The organism is Pseudomonas sp. S11P7 (assembly GCF_023195435.1).
In the GTDB taxonomy this organism is placed as follows: Bacteria; Pseudomonadota; Gammaproteobacteria; order Pseudomonadales; family Pseudomonadaceae; genus Aquipseudomonas; species Aquipseudomonas fluorescens_G.
In genome coordinates this window covers 1404289-1426211 of sequence record NZ_JALPKS020000002.1, presented here as the reverse complement: position 1 = coordinate 1426211, position 21923 = coordinate 1404289, and the positions used below count along the sequence as shown (strand labels likewise).

20 protein-coding genes and 1 pseudogene are annotated in these 21923 nt (G+C 59.8%); 7 read left to right on the top strand and 14 right to left on the bottom strand.

Going from position 1 to position 21923, the window contains the following annotated elements:
- The first annotated feature begins 5 nt into the window (after window positions 1-5).
- Complete coding sequence (locus tag M0746_RS06570) at window positions 6-416, top strand: mannose-1-phosphate guanylyltransferase (protein ID WP_258448555.1); 411 nt, start codon at window positions 6-8, stop codon at window positions 414-416.
- Between the two features lie 128 nt (window positions 417-544).
- On the opposite strand, the gene M0746_RS06565 is transcribed toward M0746_RS06570, so the two are convergent.
- From M0746_RS06565 to M0746_RS06530, 8 genes are all read right to left on the bottom strand, one after another.
- On the bottom strand, window positions 545-1654 hold the full coding sequence (locus M0746_RS06565) for an SGNH/GDSL hydrolase family protein (RefSeq protein ID WP_258448554.1): 1110 nt from the start codon (window positions 1652-1654) through the stop codon (window positions 545-547).
- Window positions 1655-1888: 234 nt separating this feature from the next.
- Entirely contained in the window at window positions 1889-2935 is a 1047-nt protein-coding gene (locus M0746_RS06560; protein WP_258448553.1) for an acyltransferase family protein, read from the bottom strand.
- A 12-nt stretch (window positions 2936-2947) separates the two neighbouring features.
- Entirely contained in the window at window positions 2948-4051 is a 1104-nt protein-coding gene (locus M0746_RS06555; RefSeq protein ID WP_090284683.1) for a hypothetical protein, read from the bottom strand.
- The gene (locus M0746_RS06550; protein ID WP_258448552.1) at window positions 4042-5274 is read right to left on the bottom strand and encodes a phosphoribosylaminoimidazole carboxylase; all 1233 of its coding nucleotides are present in this window, start codon (window positions 5272-5274) and stop codon (window positions 4042-4044) included. The genes M0746_RS06555 and M0746_RS06550 overlap by 10 nt, the downstream gene beginning before the upstream one ends.
- Window positions 5271-6383, bottom strand: a complete 1113-nt coding sequence (locus M0746_RS06545; protein ID WP_258448551.1) for a polysaccharide pyruvyl transferase family protein — start codon at window positions 6381-6383, stop codon at window positions 5271-5273. The genes M0746_RS06550 and M0746_RS06545 overlap by 4 nt, the downstream gene beginning before the upstream one ends.
- Before the next feature lie 15 nt (window positions 6384-6398).
- Entirely contained in the window at window positions 6399-7481 is a 1083-nt protein-coding gene (locus M0746_RS06540) for a glycosyltransferase (protein ID WP_342454848.1), read from the bottom strand.
- A 40-nt stretch (window positions 7482-7521) separates the two neighbouring features.
- Window positions 7522-9750, bottom strand: coding sequence for a polysaccharide biosynthesis tyrosine autokinase (locus M0746_RS06535; RefSeq protein ID WP_258448549.1), 2229 nt, complete (start codon window positions 9748-9750; stop codon window positions 7522-7524).
- Between the two features lie 39 nt (window positions 9751-9789).
- Window positions 9790-10230 carry a low molecular weight protein-tyrosine-phosphatase gene (locus M0746_RS06530; RefSeq protein WP_208940419.1) on the bottom strand — a complete coding sequence of 147 codons (441 nt, stop codon included), beginning with the start codon at window positions 10228-10230 and terminating at the stop codon, window positions 9790-9792.
- 294 nt (window positions 10231-10524) lie between these two features.
- On the opposite strand from M0746_RS06530, the gene M0746_RS06525 reads away from it, so the two are divergent.
- Both M0746_RS06525 and tal read left to right on the top strand, forming a co-directional pair.
- The gene (locus tag M0746_RS06525; RefSeq protein ID WP_258448548.1) at window positions 10525-11481 is read left to right on the top strand and encodes a glycoside hydrolase family 5 protein; all 957 of its coding nucleotides are present in this window, start codon (window positions 10525-10527) and stop codon (window positions 11479-11481) included.
- A gap of 202 nt (window positions 11482-11683) precedes the next feature.
- Window positions 11684-12610, top strand: coding sequence for a transaldolase (gene tal / locus M0746_RS06520; protein WP_093099902.1), 927 nt, complete (start codon window positions 11684-11686; stop codon window positions 12608-12610).
- A gap of 198 nt (window positions 12611-12808) precedes the next feature.
- Here tal and rssC read toward each other — a convergent pair whose 3' ends face one another.
- The 3 genes from rssC to M0746_RS06505 all read right to left on the bottom strand — a co-directional run bounded on the left by rssC (window position 12809) and on the right by M0746_RS06505 (window position 15506).
- Complete coding sequence (gene rssC, locus M0746_RS06515) at window positions 12809-13291, bottom strand: anti-sigma factor antagonist RssC (protein WP_258448547.1); 483 nt, start codon at window positions 13289-13291, stop codon at window positions 12809-12811.
- On the bottom strand, window positions 13291-14472 hold the full coding sequence (gene rssB, locus M0746_RS06510) for a two-component system response regulator RssB (RefSeq protein WP_090284699.1): 1182 nt from the start codon (window positions 14470-14472) through the stop codon (window positions 13291-13293). The genes rssC and rssB overlap by 1 nt, the downstream gene beginning before the upstream one ends.
- Window positions 14473-14816: 344 nt before the next feature.
- Entirely contained in the window at window positions 14817-15506 is a 690-nt protein-coding gene (locus tag M0746_RS06505; RefSeq protein ID WP_258448546.1) for an MlaA family lipoprotein, read from the bottom strand.
- Between the two features lie 198 nt (window positions 15507-15704).
- On the opposite strand from M0746_RS06505, the gene M0746_RS06500 reads away from it, so the two are divergent.
- The gene (locus M0746_RS06500; RefSeq protein ID WP_258448545.1) at window positions 15705-16325 is read left to right on the top strand and encodes an HAD family phosphatase; all 621 of its coding nucleotides are present in this window, start codon (window positions 15705-15707) and stop codon (window positions 16323-16325) included.
- 108 nt (window positions 16326-16433) lie between these two features.
- A complete protein-coding gene (locus M0746_RS06495; protein WP_208940414.1) occupies window positions 16434-16697 on the top strand; it encodes a DUF4404 family protein in 264 nt (87 codons plus the stop codon).
- A gap of 188 nt (window positions 16698-16885) precedes the next feature.
- Here M0746_RS06495 and queF read toward each other — a convergent pair whose 3' ends face one another.
- Both queF and copI read right to left on the bottom strand, forming a co-directional pair.
- Window positions 16886-17716 (bottom strand): NADPH-dependent 7-cyano-7-deazaguanine reductase QueF, encoded by an 831-nt coding sequence (gene queF, locus M0746_RS06485; RefSeq protein ID WP_258448544.1) that lies wholly within the window; start codon window positions 17714-17716, stop codon window positions 16886-16888.
- A 61-nt stretch (window positions 17717-17777) separates the two neighbouring features.
- Complete coding sequence (gene copI / locus M0746_RS06480; protein WP_208940412.1) at window positions 17778-18311, bottom strand: copper-resistant cuproprotein CopI; 534 nt, start codon at window positions 18309-18311, stop codon at window positions 17778-17780.
- Window positions 18312-18474: 163 nt separating this feature from the next.
- Between copI and M0746_RS06475 the strand changes: the two genes are divergently transcribed.
- The gene (locus tag M0746_RS06475) at window positions 18475-19155 is read left to right on the top strand and encodes a heavy metal response regulator transcription factor (RefSeq protein WP_258448543.1); all 681 of its coding nucleotides are present in this window, start codon (window positions 18475-18477) and stop codon (window positions 19153-19155) included.
- Window positions 19155-20500 (top strand): annotated as a pseudogene (locus M0746_RS06470) (heavy metal sensor histidine kinase). Before M0746_RS06475 ends, M0746_RS06470 begins: the two are co-directional and overlap by 1 nt.
- Window positions 20501-20653: 153 nt before the next feature.
- On the opposite strand, the gene M0746_RS06465 reads toward M0746_RS06470, so the two are convergent.
- Window positions 20654-21898, bottom strand: coding sequence for a lipoprotein-releasing ABC transporter permease subunit (locus tag M0746_RS06465; RefSeq protein ID WP_093099888.1), 1245 nt, complete (start codon window positions 21896-21898; stop codon window positions 20654-20656).
- Window positions 21899-21923: the final 25 nt, after the last annotated feature.

Genomic DNA, 21923 nt, shown 5'->3' with positions numbered 1-21923 from the left:
CAAGCATGAACATTGCACACTATTCAGCAGAGATTGAACGTGAGGTGGACAACCTTGGAATGATGAGCTGGCTGTCGCGCCATCAGCCGTTGCCCAGCGCCAACGAAACCTGGCTGGGCACGATTTTGCTGGTGGAGCGGATCGGCGTGTTTCCGGCGTCCGGCGATATTCGCCGGCCCATGCGTGATCCCTATCCCCTGCTCGCGCATTTGAAAACGCTGTATGGCGAGCAGGCGCTGGAAATGGATGACCGCGATGGCCTGAAAGTGATCTTCAGTGACTGGCGCTTTCGCGTGCGGATCTGCTGCAACGACCCGGCGATCATCATCAACGTCGAAACCCGCTGTGATGCGCGATTGATGCCGCAGAAGCTCGCCGAATTGCTCGACCAGGTCGACGCCTGCACACAGAACTGATCGTTCCCACGCTTTGCGTGGGAATGCATGCTGTGACGCTCTGCGTCACCCGGCGAAGGGACGCGGAGCGTCCCGGGCGGCATTCCCACGCAGAGCGTGGGAACGATCATCGTGAGGCAGCGGTGCAGTCAGTCTTGCCCCCCCATGATCCAGCCGTAGAAATAATCGGCAATCACCTTGCCGCCCGTGGCCGGCAGCGGATGAATCTTGTCCGGGCCGATCATCGCCGCGGCGTAGCGTTTGACGTCGGGGCCGAAGGCGCATTGCAGGTTGGCAAACCCCAAGTGCTGCTCACGCGCCCACGGTTCGAGCACTTGCGCATACGCTGCCATCGGGTAAGCGCTGGAACGTGTGGTGTCCTGGCGCATGACCAGGTTGATGCTCGCCGCCGGTTGAATCTCACGAAGCATGCCGACCAGACCCTGCACGTTATGCAAATACTGCTCGGGCTTCACACCGAAGCCCTGGTCGTTGCCGCCCAGCATGATCAGATAAACGTCGGCGGGGATTTTCGCTACCGCCGCTTTCCACTGCGCCTGCCATTGTCGATCAGCGTGATAAAAATCCGCCGACGCCGCACCCGATGCCGCCAGTTTCGACACGCGAATGCCGGGCTGATCGTTGCGCATCCACAGCCCGAACAAAGTCGGCGCGCCTTTCTGCACTTCGAGCCTGAACGACCAGTCTTTCGCCGTCGACAGGCCGGCAAGCGGCACTTCCTGCACGCCTGAACCTGCAAGTTTCAACGGTTGCCAGTCTTGCGCGGGTGACCAGCGATAACGCAACTCGCTCGGTTCGCCGTTGCCCAGATACAACAGCTTCGCCTGAGTGACCGCCGTATCGATGCGCGGCGTTGGCTTGGCATCCACCTGCAGCCAGGCGCCGGCGCGGCCGGTGACGGTGCGGCTGTCGGGGCTGGCCTGGCCGAGCTCGGAGACTTTCCAGCCGCCACCAAAGTATTGATCGCTGCTGCGGGTGTATTTGAAGTGCGTGCCGCCGAGTGCCGCGCCGTGGTTGAAACCGACGTAACCCGGCCCGGCAAAACCCGTCTCGCCGGCCACCCGTTGCACCAGTTTGTTCAGGTAGAAATCCTGCCCGGCGGTGTAGCTGTCGCCGATCACCGAGACCGACAACACCTTGCCGGCCTTGCCCTCGCGCCACTGGGCAAAGCGCTCACGGGCGTCGCCGACCTGAATCACCGATGCAGAAACGGGTTGGGCATTATCAACTGCCACCATGCAAAATTTCCTTCAGTCTGGAATGGCCCCCGCGCGAGCAGGCTCGCCACAGGATCCTGAGTCATCCACAACATGTGTTCATGTCATGAAACCTGTGGGAGCTGGCTTGCCAGCGATGGCGGTGGGTCAGTTATCAAATCTGTGTCTGACAGGTCGCTATCGCTGGCAAGCCAGCTCCCACAGGGTTTTGTGTCGCCCACACATTCAATGTGGGCGAGCCTGCTCGCGAAGCTTTTAGCTGCTCTGGGTTTGCACCACTGGAGCGATGACCGCCGCTGGTTTCTTCCTGGTCGCTTTCTCACCGAGGAACAACACCGAGGTGAAGTTGAACCGGCTGAAAATCATCGCCAACACTACCGGCCCGAGCAAACCAACACTCAACCCGCCCAGCACCAGCAGGCTCTCATCCTTCACGCCGAGGCGCCCCAGGACAAACCGCGAAGTCGCCGCGAACAGCACATGAAACAGAAAAATCGCATAGGAATAACCACCGAGCCAGGTCAGCGCTTTCGAACGCATGTCGCTGGACAACAACGCAATGCACGACACACACCCCACCGCCAGCCCGATCAGGCTGCGCCGATCAACGATCAACTCGCGATCGATCGCTGCGACGTACAGCAGCGTCAGCGAGATCAGCACAAACAGCAGCGGCCCGAGCACCTTGAAGCGCTGCTTGAGAACATCGACATTTTCCTGGCCGATCATCCCCGCAACAAAAAACGGCAGCAGGTAAATCGCACCGTTGATGCCGAACGCATCGAGCGGCAACGGCGGCAGCAGAAACAACAGCGCAGCAAAGACAAACAGGCCATACAGGCGCGTCGCCGAACGCAGCAGACCGCGCCACTCCAGCAGGCCGACGAAGATGAAAATGATGAACACCGCCTGGAGAAACCAGAAGTGGTTGATCGGCACCCAGAACGACAGCAACGCGTCGATCACGCCGACATCCTTGTTCACCCCTGGCCCCACCGCTTGCAGCACCGAGAACGGCACGCCGACGCAAAACAGCGGCACGATCAAACGGCGCACCTTGCCGCTGAAGAACGCAGCGAAGTCATTGCCACGGATCTTGTAGATCGAATAGATGTAGCCCGAGATGAAGGTGAACAGCGGCATGCGCACGTACACCATCGAGTCGGCGATAACCCGGAACGGCGAGCCGATATCGATCTTCAACCCACCGCCCAGCGGCCCGATGACGTGGTACAGCACCAGCAACAGGCACGCCAGGCCACGCAGGGTTTCGATCTCCAGGGACTTTTTCTTGCTCGACATACAGCACCTGCCTCAATTCAGAATTCGGGATTCAACCTGCACCGGCTTGTTCGCTCGCAGCATCAAGCCGAGGCCGACGAACAGCACCGGCACCACCATCGAAAAATGCCGGGCGAAGGAACCGAAGTCCGGCTCGAACAGGCCTTGCACCAGCAGGAACGCCAACGGGATCGCGATCAGTTCCTTGGGTTTGGTCTGGATCGGCGCGCCCTTGTAATCGGTCGAGGTGATGACTTTGAACAGCAGCAGCGCGGTCATGATCATCAGCGCAACGAAGATCACCTGACCCGGCCCGGACAGCAGAATCAGCTCCACCGGGAACGACAGCCGGAAGAAAATGATCATCGAGTCCAGCGCCTGCGAGACGAAATCACTGCCACTGAGCCACGAGACGATCAACGACTTCGAGCCCTCCTCCCCCGCCGTGCGCAGTTCGTTGTTACTGGCGCGAATCGACGACACCGGAAAACCCAGGGCGATCTGGATCGACATGGCCACCGCGAGGTAAAACAAAAACAACATCAGGAAGAACGTCGTGCGCGACACGTACTTTTTCATCACGCAGACGCCGACCCACGACAGCGAAAACAGAATCCAGTACGGCCGGATCAGCACGCCGTAAATCACCGCCGAGAGGAAAAAACCACCGCGATATTTGCGTGTCAACGAGCTGAGCAGAATGCTCAATACCGCCACCGAGACGATGATTTCCTTGGTCAGGTTCTCGAGGAAAAACGAACGCACGATGCCCCACAGACACAACGTGCCGAAGATCGTCAGCGGCATGCGCCGAAACACCACCACCGGAATCGCCGTGAGGAAAAAATTGCAGAACATGCCGTAGGCCCAGGCATTGGTCAGGTTGATCCCGGTGGGCCGCAGCAGGAACGCCGAGCACTCGTAGGACGAGCGATCGGGCGAGAACGGGTTCCAGAAATTGCAGTTGTCGGCGCGCGCGTAAGACGACCACAAAGTCATCGCATCCGGCCCCGGATCACGCGGGACCAACAGCGGCATCGCCACCGACAAAAACAACCCGGTAAACAGGATCAGAAACGAAATCGAGGAATCGAGTCGCTTGCCGCGAAACTCGATGCACGGCAACTTCAAGCCCATGACAACGCAGCCTTCTTCGCCGCGGTGACACGGGTCAGCAGCGCGATCACTGCAAGCTGCACGACGACGGCGAAGACGTTGCCCCACGCCGCGCCATAAATCGAGTAGTGCTTGATCAACACGTAGCTGACCGGTACCGAAACCAACAGGCAGATCGCCGCGCTGGCCAGCGACACCCGGCTGTTTTTCGAAGCAATCAAACCGCCCCAGACGATGTCGCCGATGGCCCGCAGCGCAAAGGAAAAAATCAGCACACCGAGAATCGCGTTATCCGGGCGCGGCACGCTGGTGGCGACGTAATCGAGCACCAGATTGAAAAACACGTAGATCGCTACAGCCACAACGGCGGACACCAGCAGCGAGCGCATCACCCACTTGTTCACGAACAATTGCTTGACCGTGAACGCCTGCTGATCAGCCTGAAAGCGCTTGGCCAACACCGGAATCCCGACCACCGCCACCACCGCATACGACAACGCTTGCAAGGTGTTCGCCGCCGACCACGCGTACACGTATTTACCAAGGCTGGCGTAGGGCTCCAGATCGATGATCAGAAAGCGCTCGGCGTACTGACTCAGCGCGATCAACCCGGTGCCGAGGTAGAACGGCAGCCCGGCCTTCCACACGGTGGCGGTCTCCAGCACTGCCGCTTCCCGGCCCTGGTGGACCCGCGCCATGATCAGGTAACCAGCGACGATCACCAGCACGTTGGCAGCCACCCACAGCCACAACACGCTGGCGATGCCCGCGACCCAGCCGAGCATCATCCCGGCCACCGCCAACACCGCCCACAGACCGGTCTTGATGAAAAACAGCAAGGCCCCAGCGGTGGCTTTCTGTGCGGAAAACACGAAGGAGTTGATCTCGAACGACAGGTGCTCGGTGAGCAATACCAACGTCACGCAAAGGATCAGCGCAGCGCTCGCTTCGACCTGCTGAAACAGCGAATAGATCAGCACCGTGACCACCGACAACAGCAGCCCTACTGCCAGATACAGCAGCAGGACTTTGTCGACCACCCGACGCGAACTGCCGCCCACACTGATCAAACGATTGATCTCGGAACTGAACCCGACACTGTAGAACTTCGACGCGATCAGCGACGCCGCTACCACCACGCCGTAAAACCCCAGCGCCTCGTAGCCCAGGTAATGGGTGATCGCGAGCACCAGCAGAAACTTCGCGCCCAATGCCCCGCCGCGAAGCAACAGGCGAAATATCATCGAACGACACCCTTGATGATCTCGTCCATGGCCACGGTTTTTGCCTCGATCTCGCGGCAGGTGTCGGTCAGGCGTTTGCCGAAATCCGCCAAGGCATTCGGCGCGTAAACCGTGTTGATGATGGTGTCGACGTCGATGTCACCGCCGTTGATCACCCAGTCGTCGACGCCCATGTCCTGATAGGCGCCAAAACCTTTGCGCTCGTAGCTGATGTGGTACGCCGGCACGCCGGACAGCAGCGATTCGATGGCGCCGTGCAGACGCACCGAGATCACCAGGTCCGGTTGATATTTGGCGATCGTGGCTTTCAGCGACAGCAGATCTTCGGTGATGCCCAGTTCGCGATAGAACGCGCCGTCATCGTTGCCACGCACCGCGCTTTGCACGGCGCAGACCACTTTGCTTTTGTTCTTCAGGCGCTGCAGAAGTAACTTCAGATTGGCGACGTAAGCGACTTTCTTTTCCTTGCTCCACTCCGGCGGCTTGCGCAGCACCACGCACACCGTGGCTGGCGACGCGGCGCAACGGGTGAACTTGGGCTGCTGGAGAATCTTGCTGGCCAGCGACTGCACCGCCAGATCCGGCGCGCGGTAGACGTTTTCGCAGGCGTCGAAAATCGCCGAGGAGCGATTATCGCGGACGAACACCGCGTCAGCGCTGGCGTAGTGCTCGACGATCTTGCTGCTTTCGCCATGGAACGGACCGATGCTCTGCGGCAGGTACACCGACGGCACCTTGCTGAGAATCGCGGTCTCCAGTTGTTTGGCGTGGCCGATCTTCAACTTGATGTGTTCGAAGGCGCTTTTCGAGCGCATGTAACCGCCACCGACGCCAACGATCAGGTCGGTCTTTTTCAACAGATCCGCGAGCCCGGCGTAGGACTGGTTGAGAAACACCGCCTGCTTGACTCGGCCCAGGCCTTTGGCGGCCATCACCGGCGCGTCGAAGCGCGGGTGCGGCAGGTAGTTGAAGGAGTCCGGGTCGGAGGCGACAACACTGATCGCGGTGTCTTCGCCAAAGTTGCGCTGCACCAGCGCGATTGCCAGGTCGACGAGCAAACCGTCACCGGAGTTGGAGGCGCTGTAGCCATGCAAAATCGTTACGTTCATAAGCGTGAGTTCTACTTAATAAGTGGGAGCGCGATACAGGTCGTAGGTCTGGCGAATCATCAACGCGGCGCTGAAACGCTCGCGGACGATGCTCCGGCCTTCGTTGCCGAGGTCGAGCAGGCGCGGTTTCTGGATGATCGTCAGCACATCGGCGAGCGCCTGGTGGTCGCCGCTGGGGAAGACGTAGCCGGACACTTCGTTGGTGACCAGTTCCGGCAGCGAAGTGCAGTTGCTGGCAATCACCGGCAAGCCCATGGCCATGCCTTCCAGCGGCACCATGGCAAACCCTTCCCAGCGACTGGGCACGATCAGCGCATCGGCTTTTTGGTACAGCGCCTGCACTTCACTGGGCGTTACCCACGGCAGGTATTCGACCGAGTCCATCGGCGGGCAATCCACCGAATCCTCGTTTACCGCACTGCCGACCACCGTCAGTTTGAGGTCCTTGCGCTGGACTTTGGCGAAGGCCTTGAGCAGTACGTCGAAGCCTTTCTGATAATCGAGACGGCCGACGAACAGCAGATGAATCGGCTCGGTACCCGCGGCTTTCGGCGCGTCATCCTTGTGATGGATGCCGTTGTAGATCAGCTTCATGCGCTTGCGCTCGATGCCGAACCGCGCGGCTTTGTCGAGTTCGTACTGGCTGACGCAGATGATCACGTCGGTGACTTTTTGCAGCACCCGCTCGATCCACGCATAGACCTTCTGCTTGGTCGGCGAGCTTTCCATCAGGAACGAAAACGCGTGCGGGCAATAGACGATTTGCGGCTTGCGCCACGGTCGCAACAACACGCAAACACAGCGCCCGATCACCCCGGAAAACGTGCTGTGCAGATGCACCACATCGGGTTTTTCCTTGATCAGCACCTGGCTCAGCCGCCAGGCGAAACGCAACAGCGACGGCACGTTGCGGCCGCTGCGGGCGAAGGTGCGAATCTGCGGTGGCGCGATGCCGTGCAGTTCTTTTTCCTGATCCTCGGGGACCAGATACACCAGCTCGTAGTTCGCCGCGTCGCCTTCGGGAGAAGCCGAAATCGTGCGGATCACCGTCGCGACGCCACCTTTGATCGTCTCTGCCACGTGCAGTATTTTCTTCACAACTCACCCACTTCAAACAGGAAAGGACAATCGCCAGATTTCAGGATTTGTCGGACGCGTATTCGTAGTTGTAATAGCCGTAGCCACCGTTGCCGTAGTAGCTGGCGGCACGCTTCTCGACGCCGTTGAACACCGCCCCTTTGAGCTCGATGCCGTTCTGCGCGAAACGGCGGATGGTCAGTTCGATTTCCTTCGCCGGGTTCACCCCGAAGCGCGTGACGATCAGGCTGATCCCGGCTTCACGGCCGACAATCGCCGCGTCGGTGACCGCCAGTAGCGGCGGCGTGTCGATGATCACCAGGTCGTAGCGCTCGCTCAGTTCCGCCAGCAGGTCGCGGAAATTGGCGTGCATCAACAGTTCGGAAGGATTCGGCGGGACCTGGCCGCGACTGATGAAATGCAGGTTGTCGACTTCGACGGTGTGGATCGCCTCATCAATGCTGCAACGCTTGACCAGCAGGTCGGACAAGCCGTTGGTGATCGGCGTGTTGAGGGTCTTGTGCAGGTGACCTTTGCGCATGTCGGCATCGATCAGCACCACGCGCTGGCCGCTCAAGGCCATGACCGCCGCGAGGTTGGACGAGACGAAGGTCTTGCCGACCTGCGGGCTCGGTCCGGAAATCATGATGCGGTTGTTGGTCGAATCGAGCCCGGCGAAGTGCAGGCAGGTGCGCAGGCTGCGAATCGATTCGATCGACAGGTCAGTCGGATTGCGCAGCGCCAGCAGATACGCCGGTTTGTCGACGCCGTCGCGGGCGCGCCCTTTTCGGCCGTCTTCTTCCTCTTGCAGCGCGCTGTAGGGAATCGACGCGTACACCGGCAAACCCAGTTGCTCGATGGCCTCTGGACCTTCCAGCCCGCGGCTGAGGGATTTGCGCAGCAGCACCAGCGCGACGCCGACGAAGGCGCCAAGGAACGTGGCGATCAGCACGATCAGCGGCTTCTTCGGCTTGACCGGGCTGGTCAGGTCGACATCGGCGGTATCGACCAGGCGCACGTTACCCACCGCACCGGCGCGGACGATGTCCAGCTCCTGGGACTTATTGAGCAACTGCGTGTAGATCTGCGAGGCGACTTCGACATCGCGGGTCAGGTTGAGCAGTTCCTGCTGGGTCGCCGGCAAGTCCTGGACTTTGCCTTCCAGCGACTTCTGTTGCTGGGTCAACTCGCCGATCTGGCTCATCAAGGCGCGATAGGCCGGATGCTGTTTGGTGAACTTGCGATCGAGTTCCGCCTGCTGCATTTTCAGTTCGGAGATGCGCGTTTCCAGCGCCACCGACTGGCCCAGCACCGACTGGGTTTCCAGCGAGATGTTCACGGTCTTGCCGTGGGTCTGATAGGCGTTCAGCGCATCGCTGGCCTTGGCCAGATCACGCTTGACCTGCGGCAACTGACTCTGCAGAAACGCCAGGCTCTGCGCCGCTTCCGCCGAGGTCCGACGCACGTTCTGCTCGACGTACAGCGCGGCGATCTTGTTGAGGATCTTCACCGCTTCAGCCGCATCGGAACTGGCCAGCGCCAGACGGATGATCCCCGACTCCTTGCCCTGCTCGGAAATATCCAGCGCGTCCTGATAGCCCTGAATCGTCACAATCCGCGGATTGCGCACCACTTCAAAGTTCGTACCGGGGTTGGCCGACAATTGTGTGATCAGGCCTTCGACGTCGTCCTGGGCGAACGCTTCACCAGCGCGGCCTTCAACCAGCAGGTTGTCGTTGTCATCGAACAGCTGGAAGCGTTGTTGCTCGCCAGCGATCAGCGTGAGTTTCTTGCCAAGCAATTCCTTGGGCAGATTGAGCCGGGCGAATTCCAGGCGCTCGCCACCCCAGGCGTAGCTGTTGAAACCGAAGCGCGGCGCGGCGACGCTGGTCTCGGTTTCGCCGCGAAAACGCCGGGCAAGAAAACCGCCAATCATCGGGAAGGTTTTCGGCGTGACGTCGATGTCCAGACGCAGGTCGTCGACGGTTTTGCCGATCACCGCGCGGGATTTGATGATGCCGATTTCGGTCACGGACGGCGATTGCCCACCGAGCATGCTGTTGAGGTCGGAGAAACCGAGCATGTCGTTCTTTTTCGGCTCGACCTGCACCAGCGCATTCGCCAGGTACACCGGCGTGGCCAACACCGCATAAGCCACGCCGGCGACCATGAAGGCGCCGGTCAATGCGCCGATCAACCACTTCTGATCGATCAGGCTGCCGAATATGCCGAGCAGATCAATACTGTCTTGATCATTGTCACGGGTGCCGATTACTGACGGTAACTGCATAAGTCTGTTCTTACCATTGACTGTTCTGAAGAATATGGGTCATTGCCCGAGGCGCTTTGCCCATGAACTAACTGCGTCTTCAATCAATGCGTGAGCATGAATAAAAGCGGCCTTGCCTTGACGATACGGATCCTGTATTTCGCGCTCGCTTTGCCACTTGCCAAGCAGAAACACTTTGCCCCTGGCATGCGAGGCAATCTTCAGTACTTGATTGACGTGCTGTTTTTCCATGACCAGGATCAGGTCCGAGTCATTGACGATATCTGCGGTCAGTTGCCGTGCCTTGAAACTCTCTGCGCTGTGCCCGTGCTCTTCGAGAACCTGCCGCGCAGACGCCTCGACGCCTTCGCCAACCCGTGCCGAGAGGCCTGCGGAGGCCACGGAGATGGCCGAGGAACCCAGCGCATTGCGCAACAACAGTTCTGCCGTCGGACTCCGGCAAATATTGCCCACGCAGACAACGAGGATCTTTTTGAACAAGGTTTTACTTTCCTCTGTAATGTCAAACGGCCAATATCCCGAGAGCATTCGATTGGACCCTCAAGATCTTTCTGCACTCGGAAATAGATTCGCCCTGTTAGTCCCGAAGTATTAAGTACCACAGCGTTTAAAAGCGCCCCAACCACAATTAGCGGACTAAAAATAACTGTGATTTTCGAGCGTTTGTTTTCTGACAAAAAATAACATTCGTGCACTAAGTGCCAGCACTCCGTTCGAAAACTCAGTAACACGATGATCAATTCGCAGTTGTCATTTCTCTTCGGGAGAGCAGACATGAAAACCAACCGTCTCCAACGCGCCGGCGCCTTGACCCTGATGCTGCTGGGCGCGACCACTCAGGCCCAGGCCAGCGAACTGTTTCCCAACCTACCAACGAGGACCATTGGCGTTCAGGTAAAAATCCAGAGCTTCACCGCCGCTGATGCGGAGCAGATCAAAGCCGCCGGTTTCAGCTTCGTGCGCTTCGGCGTGTGGAGCGACAGCCTCAGCGCCAGGACTTATCAGCAACAAGTCAGCAACGCCTTCGCCGCCGCCAAGTCAGCCGGGCTGCCGGTGCTGCTGACCGTGCGTGCGATCAAGGCGCTGCCGGCCACAACGCCCGCCGAGCTGACGAGCGCCGGTGAAACCTTCGCCAAAGCCGTCAACGGCCTGCAGCAGTCGTACAGCAGCCAACTGGTGGCGATCGAGCTGTGGAACGAGCCGGACCTGGAAACCTATTGGCCGACGCGCAATTTCTCCACGACCTTTGTGCCGTTCATGAGCGGCGTGTGCCAAACCCTGCAGGCACAACCACAGCTGACCCCGGTGGTCGGTTTCGGCTTCGCCCGGCCACCGAGCGCCGGTTCGGCGTCAACCACGGCGCTGAGCCGCATCGTCAGTGACTACCCGCAGTGTCTGGACGCGGTGTCCTATCACCCTTACGGCATGACGGCGACGCAGATCAGCAATGCGCAGACGTTCATTCAACAGAATTTCAATCTGCCGGGCGTGATCAGTGAATGGGGAGTTTCGGCGCTCGCCTCGAACGGGGGTGTCGAGGGGCAGGCCAGCAAGATCAACGCATTCATCGCCGACGTTAAGCGGCTGAACATCCCGCTGACCTCCATTTATGAATGGCGAAACAGTGACACCGGCAGTAACGATCGCGAGAAGAACTTCGGCCTGCTGACCTCCGACGGTCAGCCGAAACCCGCGCGACTGTCGGTCGAAGCGCTGTTGAATGCCGAGTAAGCCTTGGGCGACCGATCTGTTCGCAGGTCGGTTGCTTTGAACCTGTGCGCGGTTTTGGCATCGTATTCATCGGTACCACGCCCCGCCATTCAAACAATCGTTTTCAGGTTGTTGCCGCAGGGGCCATCGAGACACGCAACCGCCCTTGAGTGGCTGTCAGCGCTCGGGTAATGTCACCAGACCCACAGGACAGAGCACGCCCATGACTTCCAAGCTGGAACAACTCAAACAATTCACCACCGTGGTTGCCGACACCGGCGACTTCGAAGCGATCGCCCGGGTCAAACCGGTCGACGCCACCACCAACCCTTCCCTGCTGCTCAAAGCGGCGGCCATTCCGGCCTACGCCGAGCTGCTCAACGCCTGCGTCAGCGATTGCAAGGGCGATGTCGGCCTGGCCAGCGACCGCTTCGGCGTTGCCGTAGGCCAGGAAATCCTCAAGGTCATTCCGGGCCGTATCTCCACCGAAGTGGATGCACGCCTGTCGTTCGACAAGGATGCCGTGCTCAAACGCGCCCATCGCCTGATCGAGCTGTACGACAAGGCCGGCATCGGCCGCGACCGCGTGCTGATCAAGATCGCCTCGACCTGGGAAGGCATTCGCGCCGCTGAAGTGCTGGAAAAAGAAGGCATTCAGACCAACCTGACCCTGCTGTTCTCCTTCGCCCAGGCCGCCGCCTGCGCCGACGCTGGCGTGTTCCTGATTTCGCCGTTCGTGGGCCGCATCTACGACTGGTACAAGAAAGCCAACGGCAACGACTACACCGGCGCCGATGATCCGGGCGTGCAGTCGGTCACCCGCATCTACAACTACTACAAGGCCAATGACTACAAGACCGTGGTCATGGGCGCGAGCTTCCGCAACCTCAGCCAGATCGAACAACTGGCCGGTTGCGACCGCCTGACCATCAGCCCGGACCTGATCGACAAGCTGGCCGCCGACACCGGCAAGCTGGAGCGCAAACTGGCACCAGGCAACGCCGGCGAAGCGCGTCTGAGCCTCAACGAAGCGCAGTTCCGCTGGTTGTCCAACGAAGACGCGATGGCCACCGAGAAACTGGCTGAGGGCATTCGTCAGTTCGCCCGCGACCAGGAAAAGCTCGAGGCGCTGTTGCAGGCCAAGCTGTGAACTGAGTTGGTGTAATGCAAAAAGGGCGAACCCTCACGGGTTCGCCCTTTTTGTGTCTGTCGGAAAATTTTCGTTGCTCTTGCGACCGCTTTCGCGAGCAGGCTCGCTCCCACATGTGGATTTGTGGTCGACGCTGATCCAGTGTGGGAGCGAGCCTGCTCGCGAAGAGGCCGGCCCAGACACCATCACTTCATCAGATCAATGCCGCTCGAGGGCATTCACCAGGTCATGAAACGCTTCCCGATTGGAATCGTTCAGGCCCATGAGGATCTTGTGCGCTTCGAGCACCTTGATCCGCACCACTTCTTCGGACTGGTCCTGATCCGGCAGATCGTCCAGGCACTCCGGGCATGGCACCGGGTGGTTGACGATGTTGAACACCTGCTCGAACCCCATCGACTGCAGCAGCCGGGTGATGTCTTCGTGGGTGGTGACGACAGTCGGCAACAGGCCGACCTTTTGCCGCGACAGGATCGACAGCTTGGCCAACAGGCCCAGCGTCGTGCTGTCGATGCTGCGGGTTTCGGTCAAATCGATCACGATCGCGCTGAAATTCAGCGCGGTGAAGATTTTCTCAATAGTCGCATCCAACGCCGAACACAGGGTCAGGCGAACTTCACCGACGAACTTCAGGACGAAGGTGCCGTCCTGCTCGGCGAACTGGATTCTACCGGTACTCATTAAAGATTCCTGCTCAACACCAACAGGGCGATATCATCCGGCATCTCCCCTAGCGTGGCCAATCCAAACACTTGCCGCAGACCATCCAGGCTGCCGCCCGCCGACTTCACCCGTTGGGGCAAAGCGGCTTCTTTTTCTTTGAGCGTCGGTTCTGGCAAAAGGTCCAGAATGCCATCCGACATCAGCGTCAGGCTGAACGTCGGCGGCAGCTCAAGCACGTGGTCTTCGTAGGTGGCTTCATTGAACAGCCCCACCGGCAGACCACGGCCTTCGAGATAACGAACACTGTCAGGCGTGTACAACACAGGCAACGGCAGATGGCCGCCGATGCTATAGGTCAACAAACCGGTCTCCTCGTCGATGACTCCACCGACCATTGTGACGTGTTTACCCAGCTTACAACTGATCAGCCCCCGGTTGATATGACCGAGCACTTCCGAAGGCTTGAATTCCGGCAAGGTGCCGTTGCGCTTGGATTCGAACAGCAAGCGCGTGGTCATGAACTTCAACAGCACGGTCACGAACGCTGAAGACGCGCCATGGCCGGAAACGTCCGCCAGATAAAACGCCACACGGCGCTCGTCGACGCGGAAATAGTCGACGAAATCCCCCGACAGGTACAACGACGGGATGATCTGGTGGGCAAACTGAAACTCGTCAATGCTCCACGGGCTTTCCGGCAGCATGTTCATCTGCACCTGGCGACCGGCGTTCTGGTCTTCCTGGAGCAGATTAAGGCTGGCCTCAAGCTCGCGATTGGCCTTTTCCAGCTTCTCGCGGTAGCGCTGGTTTTCCAGCAGCAGGCGCGCACGATCCAGGGCTCGACGCACGGAATGCTCGAGCACCGCCAGATCTTCGAGAGGCTTGATCAGGTAATCCGCCGCGCCCAGGCGCAGGGCCTCGACCGCGTCGTTCATCACGCCGGCACCCGAGACGACGATCACCGGCGTTTGCGGTGAGCGCTCGGTAACCTGACGAATCAGTTCGAGACCGCCCATCTGCGGCATGCGCAGATCGCAGATGACCAGGTCGGGCGTTTCTTGCTCGAATACCTGAAGACCCTGTTGACCGTTGCCGGCCTGCAGGACGCTGAAACCACTGTCTTCCAGATAGGCCGCGAGACTCGCGCGCACTACCTCGTCATCATCGATAATCAGCAGCGTGGCACTGGTTTTTGGCATGTGGGCAAACGGCGCCAGAATTAGGTTGGCGTAGGTGGCGAGGCCTCGGGCCCTGCGCAGACTACTGGATTCGCTTTCTAGCCTCTCTGCTGCAGCGCTTTCAAGCATTTGCCTTGCACGCGGTTTTAAACAGAGGTGCCCTTCTAAGGCGCAGACGGTACTCCCATCCGCAGAGCGTTTCAAGCGTGCGCCGATGGTCGCTTGACGACTTTGTTTGTCAAAGCACCGAGAGTTATAAGAACGGCCGGAAGCGTAACCGGATGGAAGGTCGTCCTATCGGACCGAGCCTGCTTCACAGACAAAAAAGGCGACCCTGAGGTCGCCTTCCTGTTTACCGCCCGAAATCAGAAATCGTCTTCGACCTGACCATCCTTGACCTTGAACTCGCGGTTCTGCAGGTAGGCGTTGCGGATGAACGTGTACTTGTCGCCGCTGATCAGCTTCTCGCTCGACAGCAGGCTCGCGCGGGTATCGACGATGTTCAGGCCGAAGATCGAGTTGCGGGTCGGCACGTGGTCGATGTAGCGGTACATGCCGGTGTAGCTGTCGACATACTTGGAAGGCGCATCACGCAGCGTGCTCGGGCCCATCAGCGGCAGCATCACGTACGGACCGCTGCCCACGCCCCAGTAGCCGAGGGTCTGGCCGAAATCTTCGTCGCTGCGGTTCAGGCCCATCTTGGTGCCGACGTCGAAAAAGCCGAGCAGACCGAACGTGGTGTTGAAGATCAACCGCGCCGTATCGACGCCAGCCGCCGCCGGTTTGGCCTGCAGAATGTTGTTGGCCAGGTTGGTAACGTCGCCGACGTTGCGGAACATGTTGTGAATGCCGTCTTCAACGAACTGCGGCGTAACGAATTCATAACCCTGCGCCAATGGCTTGAGCGCGTAGGTATCAACGAAGTCGTTGAACTGGAAGATCGGACGGTTGACGCTTTCCCAAGGATCTTCTTCCGTGGCTGCCTGGCTGGCCAACGGCGCCAGCGACAGGCCGGCATAGACACAAAGCTGAGCGAGTGGATGGCTCAAGCGCATAGAAAAAACTCCTTGGATTGTATCGTCGCGGACGTCGCGGTCCGGGCATTAAGGCCGCTAGTATAAGCGTAAACGCCGGTTTGGACAGTCTGGTCGATGCAGCGGTCTGTAGGATCTTTCCGTACGGGTCGTTCACGTCGTTGTCATCCAATTGTCACCGACGCGCCCTAGCCTGAGCGTTATTTCAGGGACGTTGCCATGACTCACGCCGAAACCTTGCCCCTCGCCGCCTCGAGCCTGACTGCCGTACTGTTTGGCCTGAGCGGTTGCCTGGTGGATTTCGGCGCTCGCGCAGGGCAACGGACGGGCGCCCTGCCCGAGCACGCCGAGGCCACGCCGGGTGCGCTCGACAGTTTGCGCAGCTTGCAGCGCCAGCAGATTCCCTGTGCCTGGCTGGATGAGCTGCCAGCTGCTGTGACGCAGTCGTTATCCGCCACGCTGCCGTCCTGGATCAAACCGGCGCAATATTCGGCAACAACAATTCCATGGCCAGCTCCCCATGCCTGCTGGCAAGCGCTGATGGTGTTGAACGTCGAAAGCCTTGATGGTTGCGTACTGGTCAGTGGCGAACCGCGATTGCTGCAGTCAGGCCTCAATGCTGGGCTGTGGACCATCGGCCTCGCCTCCTGCGGTTCACTCTGCGGGCTGGCGCCTGTGGAATGGCAGGCCCTGGGCCAAAAAGAGCGCGAGCTGTTGCGTGGCAAGGCGACGATGCAACTGTTCGCACTGGGCGTGCATTCGGTAATCGATCATCTGGGCGAGCTCGACACCTGTCTGGCGGACATCAACCTGCGCCGCCTCAAAGGCGAAAAGCCCTGATCGGGATCATGCAGGTTTGGCGTGAGTGGATTAATCTAAAGGTCAGTCACCGACCTTTGGCGCGCGGCTGCGGTCAATGCCAGTGCCTATTGATAAAAGGAAACCACCATGCCCGCCCGCGAATTGCAAGATCAACTCAACACCCTGCGCGAGCAACTGGATTCGAATCCGCCGCTCTCTGAAGAAGAACGCACACATCTGCATGAACTGATGGCGCAGATCGAATCGGAAATCCAGCTGGAAAATCAGCTTCAGGACAACAACTTGGTAGACGGCGTGAACCTGGCTGTGGAGCGCTTTGAAGTGGAACACCCGACCATCGCCGGCACCCTGCGCAACATCATGAACACCCTGGGCAGCATGGGCATCTGATCCCCCGCCGCACAAAAAAGCCCTGCCAGCGATGGCAGGGCTTTTTCATGTCTACGATTTGCAAAGCAGTCCCTTGTGGGAGCGAGCCTGCTCGCGAATGCGTCGTGTCAGTCGACATCATCGTTAAATGACACAGCGCATTCGCGAGCAGGCTCGCTCCCACATTGGATATCGCACATTCCGGATCTTTATTGACGCACGAGGCGGTGGTTCGGCAGCTGTACGCTTTCGGTGCTGCGATACGGGTTGATATCCAGCCCACCGCGACGCACGTAACGTGCAAACACCGTCAGCTTTTCTGGTTTCAGAAGACGCTGCAGGTCGAGGAAAATCCGCTCGACACACTGTTCATGGAAGTCCGAATGCTGGCGGAAGCTGACGATGTACTCGAGCAGGCTGGCGTGATCCAGCGCCGAGCCGCGATATTCCACCACCACGCTGCCCCAGTCCGGCTGGCTGGTTACCGGGCAGTTGGACTTGAGCAGATGGCTGTGCACGCTTTCTTCGACGATGCGCGAATCGTCGCAGCGCAGCAGTTCCGGGCGCGGATGTTCGTAGTTGCTGACGCTGATATCCAGATCGTCGATGCACACACCCGGCAACGCCACAACGCCCTCCGCTTCAACCTCTTTGAGGCTGCGAACGCGCACGCCCACCGGTTTGCCGGCAGCGGCGGACAAGTCCTTGACCAGGGTTGCCTCGAGCGTGGCGATATTAGCGAACGACGTCTGGTTCAGCGAATTCAGATACAGCTTGAACGACTTCGATTCGATGATGTTCGGCGAATCGGCCGGGATGCTGAATTCGCCAATCGCCACCACCGGTTTGCCCGAGGGCAACAGCCACGACAGTTCGAAGCAGTTCCAGAAATCCACGCCTTTGTACGGCAGGGTTTCGGCGGTCAAACCCAGCTCGGCCCATTTCGCAGTGCGCGGGATCGGGAACAGCAGGGACGGCGTGTACGTGGCGATGTATTCGCTGGATTTGCCCAGCGGCGAATGTTCGGCTGCGGGATGCATGGCGGAAACCTGACTGAAGAATCAGCGGATTCTACCAGCCTTTGCCCGCGCCTTTGAGTGCTTACTGACTGACAGTCAATTTGCCGACCATGCCGGCCTGATAATGACCAGGAATGTTGCAGGCAAATTCCAGACTCGTCGCCTTGTTGAAGGTCCAGGTCAATTCAGCGGTCTTGCCCGGCTCGACCAGCACGCTGTTGGGATCGTCGTGCTTCATGCCGTGGCCCATCGCTGCGTGGTCCATGCCGGGCATATCGTGGGACATCTCCTTGATGCCGGTAGGCGTAAGCGTGCCGCTTTGCTGCATCTGCAACATTTCCTGCTGGTGTCTGGCATGCATCGCGGCGTCACCGAGGTTGAATTCGTGCAGCAACTGGCCCTTGTTCACCAGCACAAAACGAATCGTCTCACCGGCCTTGATCTGAATGGCTTTCGGATCGAACGACATATCACCCATGACCACCTCGACGCTGCGAGAAGCCTGGGCGGCCGACGCTGGTTGACCAAAGTCGTAGGTGTGCGCCGGCGCCGCCCATACCGGTGCGCTCAGCGCCAGCAGAGCGGCGCTCAACATCAGGGACTTACGCAAAAACATACTCATGCTCCAACAAGATAAGGTTCAGCCTGTGGGACACTCTAGCCGCCGTGCGCTGGCACTCACCTGACAGGCAGATTACAACTTTGTCAGGTTGGCGCCCGGCGCAACCGCCCAAGGTATAACGCTATCGTTTGCACACAGGAAAACACCCGAGCCGCCCATGAAACTGTTGATCGTCGAAGATCAAGCGAAAACCGGCCAATACCTGCGCCAGGGCCTGACCGAGGCCGGGTTCAACACAGAGCTGGTGGCTGACGGCAACAGCGGACAGCAAATGGCGCTGAGCGGTGATTACGCCTTGCTGATTCTCGACGTGATGCTGCCGGGGCGCAGTGGCTGGCAGATTGTCCAGGCGGTGCGCAGTGCCGGACTGGACACACCGGTACTTTTTCTCACCGCCAAAGACGCGGTGGAGGACCGGGTTCATGGCCTCGAACTCGGCGCTGACGACTACCTGGTCAAGCCCTTCGCCTTTTCCGAACTGCTCGCGCGGGTGCGCAGCCTGTTGCGCCGCGGCAGTGCCGCACCACAGGAAACCAGCCTGCAACTGGCCGATCTGCGCCTGGACCTGATCCGTCGCCGTGTCGAGCGCGGCGGCCAGCGCATCGACCTGACCGCCAAGGAATTCGCCCTGCTGGAAATGCTCCTGCGCCGCCAAGGCGAGGTGTTGCCCAAATCGCTGATCGCTTCGCAGGTCTGGGACATGAATTTCGACAGCGACACCAATGTCATCGAAGTGGCGATCCGCCGTTTGCGCCTGAAGGTCGACGACGACTTCCCCGACAAGCTGATCCACACCGTGCGCGGCATGGGCTACGTGCTCGAAGAGCGTGGCGCCTGATGTGCAGGCTGTCGTTGAGTACGCGTCTGGCTCTGTTGTTTGCTGCATGCACTGCGGTGGTATCGCTGTTCGCCGGCGTGCTGTTCGATCGCGCCAGCGAGGCGCACTTTATCGAACTCGACCAGCAGCAACTTGAGATCAGGCTCATCGGCCTGCGCCGCGCCTTGCAGGATATTCAGCCCGCCCAACGCGACGCGCGCCTGGCAGATGAGCTGAGCCGCCAGGCCGATCTCTCGCTGCGTATCACCAGCGGCGACGGTCAGCACTGGTATGACAGCTCGGCACAGATACCAAAAAATCTGCCATTACAACCCGGCCTGTCGACGATCAGCACTGACGGCACCGATTACCGCGTCCTGCGCGCCCCGCTCTACCCGGACACAGCGGATTCTCCGCAATTGACCCTGCTGCTGGATATCACCCACCACCAGCACTTTTTGCAACGCATGCAGCGTCTGATCTGGCTGACCATGGGGTTGTCAGCGCTGGCCACTGCGCTGCTCGGCGCCTGGGCGGCGCGCAGCGGATTGCGGCCGTTACGGCGCATGAGCGCGGTGGCTCGGGGGATTTCCGCACAGTCGCTCAACGCCCGCCTGCCAGAAACGCAAATGCCACCCGAGCTTGCCGAACTGGCCCACAGCTTCAACGCCATGCTCGTACGCCTCGACGACTCGTTTCAGCGGCTCTCGGCGTTCTCGGCCGATATCGCCCATGAGCTGCGCACGCCGCTGTCGAACCTGCTGACCCACACCCAGGTGACCCTCACCCGCCCTCGCCCGCTCGAAGACTATCGCGAAGCGCTGCACAGCAACCTAGAAGAACTGCAATGGATGGCGCAACTGGTCAACGACATGTTGTACCTGGCAAAGGCCGATCACGGCTTGCTGGTGCCCAAACGCGAAGCGCTGGAATTGGCGGATGAAAGCGATGCGCTGCTGGAGTTTTTGCGCCGCTGGCAGAGGACGCCGGGATTGAGTTGAGTCGCGAGGGTCAAGCGCGAATCGACGGTGATCGCGGCATGTTGCGCCGCGCGTTGTCGAATCTGCTGGATAACGCGCTGCGGTTTACCCCGGCAGAAGGTTATGTGCGGTTGAGCATTGCCGATCAGGTGAACGCTGTCCGCGTTTGCGTCGAGAACAGTGGAGAAGGAATTTCAAAGGAGTTGCTGCCACGTTTGTTTGACCGTTTCTATCGGGCCGACCCGGCGCGGCAGGAAGGCAGCAGTGAGCATGCGGGGTTGGGGTTGGCGATTACCCAATCGATCATTCGCGCCCATGGCGGGCAGATCCATTGCGAATCGGAAGCCGGGGTGACGCGATTCGTGATTGAGCTGCCCCGAGCCTGAGGCCAGCAAGTCAGGCCTGCTCGCGAAAGCGGTTGATCGTTCCCACGCTCTGCGTGGGAATGCAGCCCGGGACGCTCTGCGTCCCTCCAAAGCCGAACGCGGAGCGTCCGATGAGGCATTCCCACGCAGAGCGTGGGAACGAGCCTGCCAAACTCAGGAATATCTCAACGCGTGAGCCGGCTCGATCTTCGCCGCCCGCCACGCCGGGTACACCGTCGCCAGGAAGCTCAGAACAAAGCCCGCCGAGCAGATCAACAGCACATCACCGCCCTGCAATTCCGAAGGCAGGTTGCTGACGAAATACACGTCCGAACTGAAGATGTGCTGCCCGGTGACGCGCTCGACCCAGCCGACCATTTCGCTGACGTTCAGCGCGGCAATCACGCCCAGCACGCCGCCGATAATGGTGCCGACAATCCCGATCACCGTGCCCTGGACCATGAAGATCGCCATGATCTGCCGTGGCGTGGCGCCGATGGTGCGCAGGATGGCGATGTCCGCGCCCTTATCGTTCACCACCATGATCAGCGTGGCGATGATGTTGAAGGCCGCCACCGCAACGATCATCAGCAACAGCAGGCCGATCATGGTCTTTTCCATTTTCATCGCGCTGAACAGGCTGCCCTGGGTGTGGGTCCAGTCGTCAGCCTTGAACTCGGCGCCCAGGCCAGCGGCGATGTCCGAGGAGACCTTCGGCGCGGCGTAGAGATCCTTGACCGCCAGGCGCACGCTTTGCACCTGATTCGGCTGCCAATGCTGCATGGTCGCGGCATCGGCGACGTGAATCAGGCCCATCGAGCCATCCAGTTCTGCGCCAACCTTGAACACGCCGACCACGTTCAAGCGCTGCATGCGCGGGGTGATGCCGCCCGGCGCAGTGCTGACTTCCGGAACGATCAGGGTGATTTTATCGCCGACATTCAGACGGAAACGCCGCGCCGTGATTTCACCGATCACCACGCCGAACTCGCCAGGTTTCAACGCATCGAGACGACCCTGCACGATGTGCTGGGCGACGATCGAGACCTTGCCTTCCTGCGCCGGATCGACGCCGCTGATCTGGATCGGCTGCATCGAGCCCTTGTAGGACAGCATGCCTTCCATCTCAGTGAACGGCACGGCGGCGGTCACTTCCGGATTTTTCATCGCGGCGGCGGCCACCGGCTGCCAGTCGTCGATCGGCTTGACGCCGACGATGGTCGCGTGCGGCACCATGCCGAGGATGCGCGAGCTCATCTCGCGCTGAAAGCCGTTCATCACCGACAGCACCACGATCATCGCCAGCACGCCGAGGGCGAGGCCGATCATCGAGGTCATCGAAATGAACGAAACAAAGCGATTGCGGCGCTTGGCGCGGGTATAGCGCGTGCCGATAAAGATCGATAACGGTCTGAACATTCGCTGGGGCACCGTAAATAAATAA

Excerpts from the sequence above, each read along its gene's own strand:
- M0746_RS06570 (WP_258448555.1), top strand. The coding sequence starts at position 6 with ATGAACATTGCACACTATTCAGCAGAGATTGAACGTGAGGTGGACAAC.
- M0746_RS06565 (WP_258448554.1), bottom strand. The coding sequence starts at position 1,654 with ATGGTGGCAGTTGATAATGCCCAACCCGTTTCTGCATCGGTGATTCAG.
- M0746_RS06560 (WP_258448553.1), bottom strand. The coding sequence starts at position 2,935 with ATGTCGAGCAAGAAAAAGTCCCTGGAGATCGAAACCCTGCGTGGCCTG.
- M0746_RS06555 (WP_090284683.1), bottom strand. The coding sequence starts at position 4,051 with ATGGGCTTGAAGTTGCCGTGCATCGAGTTTCGCGGCAAGCGACTCGAT.
- M0746_RS06550 (WP_258448552.1), bottom strand. The coding sequence starts at position 5,274 with ATGATATTTCGCCTGTTGCTTCGCGGCGGGGCATTGGGCGCGAAGTTT.
- M0746_RS06545 (WP_258448551.1), bottom strand. The coding sequence starts at position 6,383 with ATGAACGTAACGATTTTGCATGGCTACAGCGCCTCCAACTCCGGTGAC.
- M0746_RS06535 (WP_258448549.1), bottom strand. The coding sequence starts at position 9,750 with ATGCAGTTACCGTCAGTAATCGGCACCCGTGACAATGATCAAGACAGT.
- M0746_RS06525 (WP_258448548.1), top strand. The coding sequence starts at position 10,525 with ATGAAAACCAACCGTCTCCAACGCGCCGGCGCCTTGACCCTGATGCTG.
- tal (WP_093099902.1), top strand. The coding sequence starts at position 11,684 with ATGACTTCCAAGCTGGAACAACTCAAACAATTCACCACCGTGGTTGCC.
- rssC (WP_258448547.1), bottom strand. The coding sequence starts at position 13,291 with ATGAGTACCGGTAGAATCCAGTTCGCCGAGCAGGACGGCACCTTCGTC.
- rssB (WP_090284699.1), bottom strand. The coding sequence starts at position 14,472 with ATGCCAAAAACCAGTGCCACGCTGCTGATTATCGATGATGACGAGGTA.
- M0746_RS06505 (WP_258448546.1), bottom strand. The coding sequence starts at position 15,506 with ATGCGCTTGAGCCATCCACTCGCTCAGCTTTGTGTCTATGCCGGCCTG.
- M0746_RS06500 (WP_258448545.1), top strand. The coding sequence starts at position 15,705 with ATGACTCACGCCGAAACCTTGCCCCTCGCCGCCTCGAGCCTGACTGCC.
- M0746_RS06495 (WP_208940414.1), top strand. The coding sequence starts at position 16,434 with ATGCCCGCCCGCGAATTGCAAGATCAACTCAACACCCTGCGCGAGCAA.
- queF (WP_258448544.1), bottom strand. The coding sequence starts at position 17,716 with ATGCATCCCGCAGCCGAACATTCGCCGCTGGGCAAATCCAGCGAATAC.
- copI (WP_208940412.1), bottom strand. The coding sequence starts at position 18,311 with ATGTTTTTGCGTAAGTCCCTGATGTTGAGCGCCGCTCTGCTGGCGCTG.
- M0746_RS06475 (WP_258448543.1), top strand. The coding sequence starts at position 18,475 with ATGAAACTGTTGATCGTCGAAGATCAAGCGAAAACCGGCCAATACCTG.
- M0746_RS06465 (WP_093099888.1), bottom strand. The coding sequence starts at position 21,898 with ATGTTCAGACCGTTATCGATCTTTATCGGCACGCGCTATACCCGCGCC.